This is a genomic window from Streptomyces sp. NBC_00539, assembly GCF_036346105.1.
Taxonomy (GTDB): Bacteria; Actinomycetota; Actinomycetes; order Streptomycetales; family Streptomycetaceae; genus Streptomyces.
Map to the genome: position 1 here is coordinate 6,826,600 of NZ_CP107811.1, position 12,221 is coordinate 6,838,820.

Sequence of the window (12,221 nt, forward strand, 5' to 3'; positions counted from 1 at the left end):
CTGCCGGGAGTGAATTTGATGAGTCCCTGCCAAAATCATTGAAACGCCATATGACATGTGCCATTTTACAGCGCAGCCCGTCGTCGACGGGACCTCAACTCCCATCCCCAGGAGTGGACTTTGCGCGCCATGGCCGTCGCCACCGCCCTGCTCATAGCCGCCATCGCAGCCTCCCCCGCCCAGGCCTCCCAGACCTCCGAGGCCGATCCCAAGCCGGACCACGTATTCGCTGACCCGGGCCAGCGCCCGGCACACGGCAATGCCAATGGCGCTCCCGGCGAGACCGGGACCACCGACGGCAGACTGGAGTCGCGCATCCTGCCGATCGTCCACACCTGCAGCCCGACGCTGCGGATCCGCGCCCAGGAGATGACCGCCGCCCAGCTGGCGGCGACCTGCACGAGCCTGGCCAACCAGGACGCCTACTTCCATGGCGTGGTCAAGGACTCCGGGCCGGTCGCGAACGACTACAACACGACCCTGGAAGTCGACGTCTTCAACTCCAGCGCCGACTACAAGGCCTACGCGAGGAAGATCTACGGCATCGACACCAACAACGGCGGCATGTACCTGGAGGGAGACCCCGCCAAGACGGGCAACCAGCCGCGGTTCATATGCTACGAACGCACCGATGTGAGCCCTGGCTGGCAGATCTGGAACCTCAACCACGAGTACACCCACTACCTCGACGGCCGCTTCGACCTGTACGGCGACTTCAGCGCCAGCCAGACCACCCCCACCGTGTGGTGGGGCGAGGGCTTCGCGGAGTACATCTCCTACTCCTACCGCGGCGTCACCTACGCCGGCGCAGTCGCCGAGGCGGGCAAGCACACGTACTCCCTGCGGACGCTGTTCGACACCACCTACGCCAACAGCGACGTCAGCCGCACCTACAACTGGGGCTACCTCGCCGCCCGCTACATGATCGAGAAGCACCCGGCCGATGTCAGCACCGTCCTCGGCTACTACCGCGCAGGAGACTGGACCGTCGCCCGTTCCTTCCTCACCTCGCTGGACTACGAGAGCGACTGGAACGCCTGGCTGACAGCCGTGGCAGCGGGCGCCTGACCCGTACGCCCGTTACGGCCTGACTTCCCCGAACAAGCAGCAACCGCCCCTGAAAGGACGAAGGTCCCGTTCGATCTTCCGATCGGACGGGACCTCGTCACCCTTCGCGAGCTCATACGCCAACTCGACGGGCATGCGACGGAATCTCCGCCGTGAGGGTACCGCCCGGTGGCCGCCACCCTGGAGCAGGCCCGCTGTGTGGAGGTTCAGCACCCGTCTTCGAGCCGGACGGCGACCGTCTCCAGAGCTCCGTCAGAGCCGTGATCTCCAGCTTGACGTCAGCAGGTGAGGGTGACCTCGTGCACGACCGGCCGGGGCGACCAGGGGAAGGAGGCCACGCCGAACGTGCCGCGGACCGTCGTGCCACAGGGGACGGTGGTCGCCGGGCCACGCACGTCGAGCGTCGTGGTGGTGAAGACGACCGGCTTGTCCTGCGTGAGGGGCGGGACGCCGGCGCCCACGACCTCGGCGGACAGCGTGGTGGACAGCTCCTTCGGGGCCGGCGCCGGGCTGCCGGGAGAGGGCGGCCCGGCGAGGCTGACCCTGCCGTAGAACTGCACCGTGTTACCGGTGACCTCCGCGCACAGCCGGGTGAGCAGGCCTGCCTGGAGACCCGAGTTCCCGCAGGTGGTCACGGTCTGGTCGGCGGCGGCCTCAGGGGCTGCGGCAGCCGGGCCGGCGGCCAGAACGGTCAGGCCGGCAACGCTGACTGCGAGAAGGGCTAAGCGGTTCATGGGGAGGTGCTCTCCTTGTGTCTTCGTCGGTGCGTGACGGGTTATCAACGCATCTTGTGTGATGTGATATTTCACATCACACAAGAATGCAAGATGACGACGCCCTGAACTCCTTCCGTCCGGGGGTGAAACTCTCCGGCGCAGCAATCAGCCCGGCGTTCCGAGGCCGAGCTGCGCCGGCTCCGCCCGGCGCAGCTCCGTGTCCGCGGCGCCGGCCGAGTCGGTGAGAGGAAGTGGGGCGGCTGACTCCCGGCCCTGGGAACACTGCCGGGGGCGGAGTCACTGCTGCCGCCCTGGCCGACGAGGCCTGGCCGCGGCGGGGGCGAAACGCCGTCGCCGTCCCGAGGCGCCGCGACCCGTCGCGGGCGTCCTCCAAAGGGTGTTGCGATAGTGCTGTCAGTGCACGAGCAGGTCGATCACGCCTGTCAGGTCCTCCTCGCCGCTGCCCTGGGCCAGGCGGCGCCGCATCAACTCGAAGTAAGGGCTCAGTAGTTCCGGGCTGACACCCTGCTGCTCGGCAGTGCTCAGGAAGGTCGGCGTGCCGGCTACCTGCATGGCGAGGTTGGAGACGACGCCCTTGGTGTAGTCGCCGCTGCGCAGCTGGTCAGCGGTCTGGTGAACCGTCGGGGCCATCGCGACGAGCCAGTCGGCGAGCAGCGGGGCGAGGGCCGCGGGGTCGATGTCCTCCTTGCGGATCAGGGCGAAGGCGTGCGCGACCCCGGCGAACATCCCGTACATGGCGCTGAGCAGGGCCAGATCGTGCAGGGCCGCGAAGCCCGCGTCCTCGCCGACGTAGGTGGTGCCCGCCGGGATGGCCAGGGGCTCCTGGTGCTGCTCGAACAGCTCCCGCGAGCCGCTGTAGAAGACGTAGCCTCCGGCTTCCGGGACGCCGATCATCGGAGGGACGGCCATGATCCCGCCGTCCAAGTAGCGGGCGCCGCGCTCGAAGGCCCACTCGGCGCGGGCGCGGGCCTGGGCAGGGGTGCTGGTGGTCAGGTTGACCAGGTCCCTGTCGGATAGGTCGGTGCCGGTCAGTACCTCGTCGACCGAGGTGTCGTCCAAAAGGCAGACGACGACCAGGGTGTTCGCCGCGACCGCCTCAGCGGCGCTGTCCGCGACCCGTGCCCCCTCGGCGGCGAGTGCCGCGGCACGGGCCGGGGTGCGGTTCCAGACGGTGAGCGGGTGGCCGGCGGCAAGCCAGGTACGGGCCAGCGCGGTGCCCATCGCGCCAAGGCCCAACAACGTGACGGGAGTCTTCTCAACGGTGTTCTGTGACATGCCGATTAGACTGGTCACAGGCCCGGCGGTGATCAAGTACGCACTTGGCAGTAGGTGGTTACCCCGGGGAAAGCGGGCACGTCAGAGGGGTAGGGCATGACGACGCTGAACCGGCCGGGTGCACCAGACGGGCACGTCTGCGGGATCGACACCGCGATGGAGGTGATCGGCGGCAAGTGGAAGGTGCTGATCCTCTGGGCGCTCCACGAGCACCCCTACCGCCGCTTCGGCGAGCTGCGTCGACTGCTTCCCGGCATCACCGAGAAGGTGCTGGCCTCCCACTTGCGTGAGCTGGAAGCGGACGGCGTCGTGCACCGCGTCTCTTACGACGAGGTGCCGCCCCGCGTCGAGTACTCGCTGACCGAGGACGGCATGCGCCTCAACGACGCGCTCCAGCCGCTGGCCGCCTGGGGGCGCGAGCGGCCGACCACTCGAGGGCTGGAGGAGGAGGCGGGCTAGTGCCTATGGTGAACGTGCTGGTCACAGCGACTCGTTGATGGCTGCGACCAGCACGGTGGTCTCGTAGCGGACGCCGAGTTCGTCGTATCGAGTGCCCCCGCCCGGTGGCGTTTCGGCCGATTGATGCCGCACTCCACGGCATGGCGCTCTTGGTAGTGGAGGTCCCGCATGCGATGTAGGGCTACTCGCGGGCGAACTTCCCGCACTGGACGCGACAGGTATGGAAGTTGCGGACTGGCGCACGGACGATGGCGCTCCGGTTCGGCAGTGGGACTGCACCAACCAGCAGAACCCCCCAAAGGGAACTGCTGAGGTTGAACTCGTGAGGTCGCTGAGTTGCTCAGGTGGGTCTGATGGTCAGGCCGGTCTCGGCGAGGCAGCCAGACTCCGTGATCGGTGTGGCAACGGCTTCTACGGCACATCCAGTACCGCAGCGACCCCTGGCGGTATGCGGAGAAATCAAGGGGAGCGGACGGCTGCGCGCTGCTACGGTCGGGCGCCATGAGCTGGCTTCCCGATGACTTCGTCCACCCCGTCCTGATACCGCTGCCGGGCGGTGGTCAACACCTGCGGCCGATCCGGGAGGTGGACACCCCGCTCGACTATCCGGCTGTGATGGGTTCGCGCGAGCGGCTGTGGACCATCTTCGGCCCGGCCTGGGGCTGGCCCGCGGCCACCATGACCTACGAGGCCGACCAGGCCGACCTGTTGCGGCACGAGAAGGAGATCGCCGCGCACCAGTCCTTCAACTACGCGCTGTTCGACGCAGCGGAGACAGCTCTGCTCGGCTGTGTCTACATCGACCCACCGGAGAAGGCCGGCGCGGACGGCGAGATCTCCTGGTGGGTGGTGGACGAGCTGGTGGGCAGCGAGGTCGAGCAGGCCCTCGACGCGCTGGTGCCGCAGTGGATCGCCGCCGACTGGCCGTTCGAGCAGCCGCGCTTCCTCGGCCGCGAGATCTCCTGGTCGGACTGGCTCGCCCTGCCGCAGCATCCCGACGCGTAAGTGGTTGCTGCCCGTATCGATCTCGAAGGCTGTCGATCGAACGGGAGTCTCGCTCGGGTGACTCCAGCGCGCCTCCTGGCCCGGCCACGATCCCGTGGCCGGCACTGAACCCGAGGAGCGATGGGGGGGCGAACTGCGCCTGGCTATGGGACGGTTCGGGGTTCCATGTCACCGGCTGCTTGGAGAAGGGTGAGAAATGACGGACGAGTTGGAGGGTGTCTGGCTGACGGAGCGCCAGGTGAGCATTTTGTGGCCGGGCGTCGCTGCTCGCTCGGTGTATGTGAATGCGTTGGCCCATGGGGTGCGGGTCCGTTCGGAGAGCTGGACGACCACTACGGGGTCCGCCGGCAAGAGGTGGTATCACGCCGAGGACGTGCGCCGAGTGGCCACGCAGGTAGCAGCCCAGCCACCCCTCAAGGGACCGTCCTCGATACCGTGCTGTCTGCTGTTGATCGTTCTGGCGGCGGGACCGGTCGTGTGGCTGGTGATGGCCATCCGAAGTGGGCAGTAGAGATCAATTGAGTGTGGCTGCGCGGCTGGTCAGCCGCGAGATGCCGGGTGTCAGCTGCATCGTCTCTGGCTCGTTGGGCAGGGCGCCGCCGAGTCTCCAGGAGAGGCCGGTCAGATGCCTGCACGCGTGGGTACGGCTTACGCACGTCCGTAGCCGAGCACCTGGTGAGGACTGGTCGGAACGTGCACCGAGGCGGTAGCCGCCGCCCCGGACGCGGACCTGCCTGGCCGTACGGTCGACCCGCGCCCTCAGCGCCCCGGGCACCGCCTTGGGCGCGGGGTCACCGGCCGCGCATCGTCCGCCCCTGGCGCCGCGGCAGCGGCGTCGGCTCGTTCTCCCGTCCGGCACCACCCGGTCAGGAGCCGTCCTTCATCGGCGGGGCCTGCTCGTGGCGGAGGTAGCGTTCGACCGAGCGGGCCAGCACCTCGTTCCCGCCGGCGGTGACCGCGCCGTCCCACCAGGCGCCGTAGATCCGGTCGAAGCGGTAGCCGGCGAGCAGTTCGCCGGCGGCGCGGACGGCGTCGGGGCGCTCGGGGACGTGGTTGGCGTAGCTGTACATGATGCTCACCCACCGGGGGTCGGGTCCGACGTTCACTATGTCGCCGGTGAAGAGCGCGCCCCGGCCCACGTTCCAGTGCATGACCGCGCTGCCCGGGAAGTGGACGCCCGGGTTGATCAGCGTCAGTTCGTCGGTCAGCCGGTGGGTCCGCCCGCTCCAGAAGCGCAGGGCGGGGTCGGGGCGGCCGACCCACTGCCGGTCGGCCTCGTGGAGGTAAACGGGCGCGTCGAAGGCATGCGCCCAGTCGGCCATGGTGGAGTAGAAGTGCGGGTGGCTGATGGCGATCGCGGTGATGCCGCCGAGCTCCCGCACCTCGCGGATCACCGCGTCGTCGAGGTAGGGCACGCAGTCCCACAGCACGTTGCCGGCAGCCGTACGCAGCAGCAGCGCGCGCTGCCCGATGGCGAACTCGGGCGTGCTCCCGATGCCGAGGACGCCGGGGCCCTGTTCCTCGAAGCGGCCCTGGTGGCCGTCGGCGCGCAGCTCGGCCACGCTGGTCCACTGCTGGCCGCCGCGTCCGACGTACTGGCGCTCGTCCAGGCAGACCGGGCAGTCGGGGCGAGGGGCGGCGTACTGGGTGCCGCAGGTGAGGCAGACGGGCAGCGTCGCGCCGGTCAGGTCAGCCACGGTCGCCTCCGGCAAGCTCGGTGAGGACGTACGGGCGGCTGGGCCGCCAGCCGAGTTCGGCGACGGCGCGCTGCCCGGACACCACCTGGTTCAGGCCGAGGGCCTCGGCGAACGGGCCGCCCAGGACCTCGGCGGCCTGCTCCTGCGGCCAGGGCTCGGCCCGGCCGGTGCCCCCCGCGGCGAGGTCGGCGGCCGCGGCGAGCGCTGCCACCGGCACCGCTTCGTGCGCCACGCCGTGCAGCACGCTGCCCCCGTCGGCCTTCGTCACCGTCAGCACGAAGAGTTCGGCGAGGTCGTCCACGTGCACCATCGGCCAATGGGTCGCCGCCGAGCCGACGTACCGGCCGGTGCCGTGCTCGCGCGCCCAGTCGGTCATCAGGCCGGGGATGCCACCGCCGCGGCCGTACACGATGCCGGGCCGCACGACGACGGCGCGCACGTCGTCCCGGCCGGCGGCCAGCACGCGCTGCTCGATCCGCGGGCGGTAGCCGACGATGGCGATGGCGTCGGTTGGCGCGTCCTCGTCGAGGGCCGCGTCGCCGGTGGCGCCGAGCACCCATACACCGCTGGTGTACACGAAGGCCCGTCCGGTGCCGCGAAGCCGCTCGGTCAGCGCGTCCACGGCCGCCGTGTCCACCGCCTCGTCGCCGGTCGGCGTCGCGAGGTTGACCACGGCGTCGATGTCGTCGGTGACCGCCGTCCGCAGCGAGGCCGGGTCGGCCAGGTCGCCGATGACCCCCGTCGCCCCGGCGGGCAGCCGGCCTGCGTCCTTCACGAGACGGACCACCTGGTGGCCCTCCGCCTCGAACCGCCTCACCACGGCCGATCCGATGTAGCCGGTCGAACCCAGCACGAGTGTCTTCATATCTGATCTCCTACTCTTGTAGATGAGTTGAGGCGGGATTCCCCCAACTCACGGACGTCCACGCAATCCGGGCGACGGGGCGTTGCCCGAGGTCTTGCCGTAGCCGAGGGACTCGGCGATCCGGCCGTCCCGCACCAGCACGAGGCTCACGCCGCGGACGGAGTCGGCCGGTCCGTCACCGAAGCGGTACCGCCAGCGGACCGTGGCCCGTTCCCCGGTGACGACGACGGCCTCCGGCTCGAACCGGCCCGCGCGGTCCTCGGCGAGGGCCCGGCAGAACTCCAGGCATTCGGCGCGCCCTTCGTAGCGGGACCCGTCGGGAGCCGGGCTCCTCGCCTCCATCACGCAGTCGTCGGCGATCAGCTCGGCGAGTGACGAGGTGTCACGGTCGAGGAAGGCCCGGCTGAAGTGGCGGACCACCTCGGCCGTAGTGAGGAACGACATGCCGCACCCCCTCAGCAGCCCCGCGACAGGCTGATCAGACCGATCAGGGCGGTCCCTCGGTCGAGCCGGGCGATCACCACCGGGAGCAGTGGCGCCGCGACGGAGGTGACCAGACCGGTGTGCTCCGATCGGTAGGGGTCGGTCCTCCTCGAAGGCGTCGTGATCGGCGGCCGTGGTGCACTGGGCGACGGCGATCCGCCATCGCCCCTCGTCCTTGGCCAGTACGTACACCGGGGCGCCGGGGCCACGTCGACTTGGCGGCCGTCCCGGGTGATCGGCCGCTGCCGGAGCTTGACCGCCGCGAGATCGGGCCGTATGAACACGATGGACTCGGCTTCGCAGGTGACGGTCAGCGGCCGGTGGACCGTGCTGAGCAGTGATCTGCGGGCAAAAGGCGTTGATCGCCTCCAACCCGGTCAGCGGCTCGCCGTGCGGGAAGGTCCACATGGCCTCCCGGCGGAACAGCTCCGTGAACGCGTCCGGCAGTCCGTTCTGCTGGGCGTGCTCGATCTGGGCGACGGGCCTGACAACGGCGGGCACGTCCTCCTGCGGAACGGTGACGCCGGAGACGAGCGGCGGCATGAGAGGTCTCCTCCCTGGCTGCGTGGCTGTGCTGACGCCCTGGGACAACAGCTGGTCTCCCGTCCGGCACGCTGTCGGCGGCCGCAGGCGGCCCGCTGGGCGGTGCGGTGTCACCGGTACGGGCGCCGCACCGTTCACGGCTTGCCGAACAGCGGTTCCGGCATGCCGTCGATCTATCAGCTTCCCGCCGTGCCCATCAACATCGAAGATCAGTAGGATCCGATAACCAAGGCTTATGACGGGGGTCGGGAGCACGTGGAAGTACGCGACATCGAGATTTTCCTGACGTTGGCCGAGGAGCTGCATTTCGGCAGGGCCGCCGTCCGGCTGCACCTCACGCAGGCTCGTGTCAGTCAGGTGATCGGGCGTCAGGAGCGCAGGCTGGGCGGTTTGTTGTTCGACCGATCGAACCGCCGCCAGATCCGCCTGACCCCGCTCGGCCAGCAGCTTCGCAGCGACCTGAGGCCGGTCTTCGCGAACCTGCGTGACAGCCTCGAACGCGCCCGGATGGCCGCCCGCGGGAGGACGGCGCGCCTTCGCGTCGGCATGCTGCCATTCAACGTGCCCGACATGTACCCCTACTGGGAGACCTTCCGCTCCCGTCATCCCCAGTGGGAACTGCAGCTGCGCCGGGCGCCGTACGTCGACCCGTTCGCCAGGCTGCGCGAGGGCGACATGGACGTCTTCCTCACCTGGCTGCCGGTGGACGAGCCCGATCTCACCGTCGGCCCCGTCCTCTTCCGCGACCCCCGCGTGCTCGCCGTCGCCGCCGGCCACGAACTCGCCGAACGGCCCGCCGTCCCCTTCGAGGCCCTGGCCGACTTCGCCCATGCCATGCCACCCGACATGCCCGACTACTGGGAAGACGCCTACCTGTCGTTCCACACGGCCCGGGGGAGGCCGATCGAACGCATAGAGCAGGTCACCAACGCCGACGAGCTGATCCACCTCGTCGGCACCGGCGAGATCGTCCATCCCTTCCCGTCCCACGTCACCCACTACTGGTCCATGTCCCACGTCCGCTTCGTCCCCGTCCCGGAGATGGGGACGATCCCGTACGCCCTGGTGTGGCGCAGGGACGCCGAGAACGACCTCATTCGGGCCCTCGCCCAGACCGTCCGCGATATCGGAGTCCTGCACTTCTGACGCCTCGCGCGCAATCGTCGGTGCGCCGGCTGACCGCGCCTGGTGCCGTGCGGGTGGTGGAGCGGTCGCCGCACGTTCAGACGGCCCCTCAGGCCGCCGTCGACGCACCGGCTGGCATCGGCACCATCGCCTCGTAGTGGACCGGGGTTTCGCTGCCCGCCACCGGCACGTGGAATGGGCCCGGCAAGGGTGGAGCCCAGGCCGACCTCGTTCTCACTGCCCCGCAGGACCAGGTGCCGCTGCTGTTCATCGAGGTCGACACTGCCACCCGACGACAGCGGCACGATCGGCGCACCGACGTCGGCGAGGTTCCGGGAGGACCTGGCGGCGCTGCGCGTACGGAGGCGGCCGCAGGGCGGGGAAGCCCGCCGCAGGGTGAGCCAGGACGTCGAACGTCACTTATGCCGCCGGGTGTTGGTCGGCGAGTATGGCGGTGACCAGGGCGAGCTGGCGTACCCCTCCGCAGTGCGGGGTAGACAGAGCGTGCCCACCCCCATACAGTCCGTATCGGGGCCTGCTAATGCAGGAAAAGGGGGCAGAGGGTATGTGTTACTGCGCTATTCCATGCCAGCACGCACTTTGGCGGACTTTTCCCTTCGCGGCCACGGGAAGCCGATCACGGGCCCTGTAGGGCCTTTCGGGTCACCCGAAGGCGCCCCGCTGCGACCGGTACGCGCTGAACGGAAACCTCCCTCCAGCCTCGTCCTCACATCAGCGCCGCGAAATCTGCCGACGACGGCGCTCATCAGCTCATCCTTCTCTCCTCCGCGTTATCTCCAGACGGAAGGAACGGCCAACATGGCTTTATCGGAAGCCGACCTCGCGAAGCTCGGAGACACTCCGATCGCGATCCAGTCGACGCACTACCCGAACGTGTACCTGCGTATGGACGGGACTGGCGTGACCGCCCCCAGTGAGCCCGGCGGCGGTAAGGTCAACTGTCAGTACGGCACCGGGGCCTGGACGACGTTCAAGGTCCGGCCGCAGGCCGACGGCTCGTACGCGTTCGAGTCAGTGGCCTTCCCCAGCGTGTTCCTGCGCATGGACGGCGCCGGGGTTCCCACCAACATGAGCGGTGGGGGTACGGTCAACTGCCAGTCCTTCATCGGCCCCTACGAGAAGTTCCGTGCGCGCGCCCAGCCCGACGGTTCGTTCTCCTTCGAGTCGGCGGCCTTCACGAACATCTTCCTGCGCTTGGTGACCGGCAGCGGGGTCACCGCCGCCACCGGCCCCGGCGGAACGGTGAACTGCCAGTACAACGCCAACGGCGGCGGCGACGAAAAGTTCTTCCTCGACAAAGCATAGTGTGATCCCTTCCGGCCTTGTGCGCGTCGCATCGGGCCGGAAGGGATCGTTGGACCGGCGCCCCCTGGGGTGGTGTACATACGCCACCGGCCGCCCACCCCAGGAGGGCTGGTCGAACTCGCACAGGGGCTGCCGATGGTTGCACGCCGAAGTCACGGATGTCGTCTCGGACTGCTTTTGCGTCCCCGTCCGAGAGGTTGAGCAGGCGATGGACGCCGTCCGGGAGCCACACCCCCGGATCAACGCCTTCCGAGTGACCCGACCACCCCGGAGATCATTTCGCTAGGAGTTCTTACTGCTGTGCGGACCCTCGGTGGCCCGATGCCGATCACGGTGCCTCGCCGGACGTTGCGGCAGCCCGCGCGACCAGGCGGTGCAGCCCCTTGCGGTCGTAGTAGAGGGTCATGGCGAAGCCGAACAGCAGGGCGACGGTAACGCCGATGGCAATCATGACCCAGCCACGGGTCAGGCCGGCGTCAGCCCGGGCGTCGAAGTAGAGGATGGCCCGCACGCCGCCACTCAGTTGGCGCATCGGTTCGAACAGCGCCAGGAAACGGTAGAAACCCGGAACGGCATGGAGGGGAATCGTCGCCCCCGAGGACGGCAGGGCCAAGGCGATGAAAACGAACATGGACACCACCTGGCCGATCCCGCCGAAGGCCGCGTTGATGGCTTGCACTCCCAGGCCCACGGCCAAGCTCGCGCAGTAGGAGAAGATCCACAACAGCGGCAGGTGAGTTGCGTCCATGCCCAGGATCCCGATCGCGGCGATCATCAGCAGGCTGGTGGTGAGAACAGTGATTCCCGCTGTCATGATCATTTTCAGCAGCAGTGTCTGGGTGCGGCTGATCGGCACGGTCGGCCGTCGCGTGTGCCAGGGCCCGATCTCGTTGTCGGTGTAACCCAGGGCCGCGTCGACGCCGCTGTTGATGATGTTTCCGCCGATGAACCCGGTGAGCACCAGAAGCAGGGCGAAGTAGAACGCGGTCAGGCCGAGGCCGCTCTGTCTGCCGATGGGGTGACCCACCCGGGTGGTCACGGTGATCGGGTCGCCGAGGAGGGTACGGGTCGTGGTGTCGGCACCCGCGACGGTTGCCTGGCTCACCAGCTCTCGGCCGATCTCCAGCGAGGCTTGATGAGCCGCACGCTGGGTGATCTGGCCGGCCAGGGAGGAGCCGAGGCTGCCCAGCCCGGGGTTGGTCAGGACAGTGAGGGTGGGCCGTGCCGTGCCCCGGGGAGTCGCCAGGGCCGCCACCGAGCCGGTGAAGTCCGCTGGGATGACCAAGGCGCCGTACACCTTGCCCGACGCCAGCTGATCCTGCATCTGAGCCTGGCTGAGCCGACGCCAATCCACGGTGCCTGCCGGGGTCGCCGCGATGACCGACTGGCTCACCCGCGCGCCCAACGTCTGTTGTTGTCCCGGCAGCGGCGGTCCCTGGTCCGCGTTGACCAGGGCGATCGGCAGACGGTGCAGGTTGCCTTGGGGGTTGAGGATGCCACCCATGTAAAGCAGCGTCAGGAACAGTGCGACCAAGCCGCACAGGACAGTCGGCACCAGCCAGATCTTTCCCCGACGCGCCACAGTGAAGGAGCGCGCGAGCGCTTCCTGCTTTCCGGAACCCGCCGAGGTCATGGAAC

General features: G+C 69.0%; 11 protein-coding genes and 1 pseudogene. 6 read left to right on the forward strand and 6 right to left on the reverse strand.

Annotation, left to right across the window (positions count from 1 at the left end; genetic code table 11):
- Window positions 1-285: 285 nt before the first annotated feature.
- Window positions 286-1,062, forward strand: a pseudogene (locus tag OG861_RS31115) (collagenase); the annotation flags it as partial.
- Between the two features lie 284 nt (window positions 1,063-1,346).
- Here OG861_RS31115 and OG861_RS31120 read toward each other — a convergent pair.
- Both OG861_RS31120 and OG861_RS31125 read right to left on the reverse strand, forming a co-directional pair.
- Window positions 1,347-1,802, reverse strand: a complete 456-nt coding sequence (locus tag OG861_RS31120; protein ID WP_329191800.1) for a hypothetical protein — start codon at window positions 1,800-1,802, stop codon at window positions 1,347-1,349.
- 396 nt (window positions 1,803-2,198) lie between these two features.
- On the reverse strand, window positions 2,199-3,080 hold the full coding sequence (locus tag OG861_RS31125) for an NAD(P)-dependent oxidoreductase (protein WP_329191798.1): 882 nt from the start codon (window positions 3,078-3,080) through the stop codon (window positions 2,199-2,201).
- 96 nt (window positions 3,081-3,176) lie between these two features.
- Between OG861_RS31125 and OG861_RS31130 the strand changes: the two genes are divergently transcribed.
- Both OG861_RS31130 and OG861_RS31135 read left to right on the forward strand, forming a co-directional pair.
- Window positions 3,177-3,539 (forward strand): winged helix-turn-helix transcriptional regulator, encoded by a 363-nt coding sequence (locus tag OG861_RS31130; RefSeq protein WP_329191796.1) that lies wholly within the window; start codon window positions 3,177-3,179, stop codon window positions 3,537-3,539.
- Between the two features lie 501 nt (window positions 3,540-4,040).
- On the forward strand, window positions 4,041-4,544 hold the full coding sequence (locus tag OG861_RS31135; protein WP_329191794.1) for an N-acetyltransferase: 504 nt from the start codon (window positions 4,041-4,043) through the stop codon (window positions 4,542-4,544).
- 866 nt (window positions 4,545-5,410) lie between these two features.
- Here OG861_RS31135 and OG861_RS31140 read toward each other — a convergent pair.
- The 3 genes from OG861_RS31140 to OG861_RS31150 are packed head-to-tail and all read right to left on the reverse strand — an operon-like array spanning window position 5,411 to window position 7,550.
- Window positions 5,411-6,241 (reverse strand): MBL fold metallo-hydrolase, encoded by an 831-nt coding sequence (locus OG861_RS31140; protein ID WP_329191792.1) that lies wholly within the window; start codon window positions 6,239-6,241, stop codon window positions 5,411-5,413.
- Window positions 6,234-7,106, reverse strand: coding sequence for an NAD-dependent epimerase/dehydratase family protein (locus tag OG861_RS31145; protein ID WP_329191790.1), 873 nt, complete (start codon window positions 7,104-7,106; stop codon window positions 6,234-6,236). Before OG861_RS31145 ends, OG861_RS31140 begins: the two co-directional genes overlap by 8 nt.
- Window positions 7,107-7,154: 48 nt before the next feature.
- Window positions 7,155-7,550: a nuclear transport factor 2 family protein gene (locus OG861_RS31150; RefSeq protein ID WP_329191788.1), complete on the reverse strand. Its 396-nt coding sequence runs from the start codon at window positions 7,548-7,550 to the stop codon at window positions 7,155-7,157.
- 315 nt (window positions 7,551-7,865) lie between these two features.
- Between OG861_RS31150 and OG861_RS31155 the strand changes: the two genes are divergently transcribed.
- The 3 genes from OG861_RS31155 (at window position 7,866) to OG861_RS31165 (ending at window position 10,583) form a co-directional block, all read left to right on the forward strand.
- Window positions 7,866-8,348 (forward strand): hypothetical protein, encoded by a 483-nt coding sequence (locus OG861_RS31155; protein ID WP_329191787.1) that lies wholly within the window; start codon window positions 7,866-7,868, stop codon window positions 8,346-8,348.
- A gap of 39 nt (window positions 8,349-8,387) precedes the next feature.
- Window positions 8,388-9,278 carry a LysR family transcriptional regulator gene (locus tag OG861_RS31160; RefSeq protein WP_329191785.1) on the forward strand — a complete coding sequence of 297 codons (891 nt, stop codon included), beginning with the start codon at window positions 8,388-8,390 and terminating at the stop codon, window positions 9,276-9,278.
- A gap of 798 nt (window positions 9,279-10,076) precedes the next feature.
- Window positions 10,077-10,583 carry a fascin domain-containing protein gene (locus OG861_RS31165; protein WP_329191784.1) on the forward strand — a complete coding sequence of 169 codons (507 nt, stop codon included), beginning with the start codon at window positions 10,077-10,079 and terminating at the stop codon, window positions 10,581-10,583.
- Window positions 10,584-10,911: 328 nt separating this feature from the next.
- On the opposite strand, the gene OG861_RS31170 is transcribed toward OG861_RS31165, so the two are convergent.
- Window positions 10,912-12,216 (reverse strand): YhgE/Pip domain-containing protein, encoded by a 1,305-nt coding sequence (locus tag OG861_RS31170; protein ID WP_329191782.1) that lies wholly within the window; start codon window positions 12,214-12,216, stop codon window positions 10,912-10,914.
- Between the last annotated feature and the right edge of the window lie 5 nt (window positions 12,217-12,221).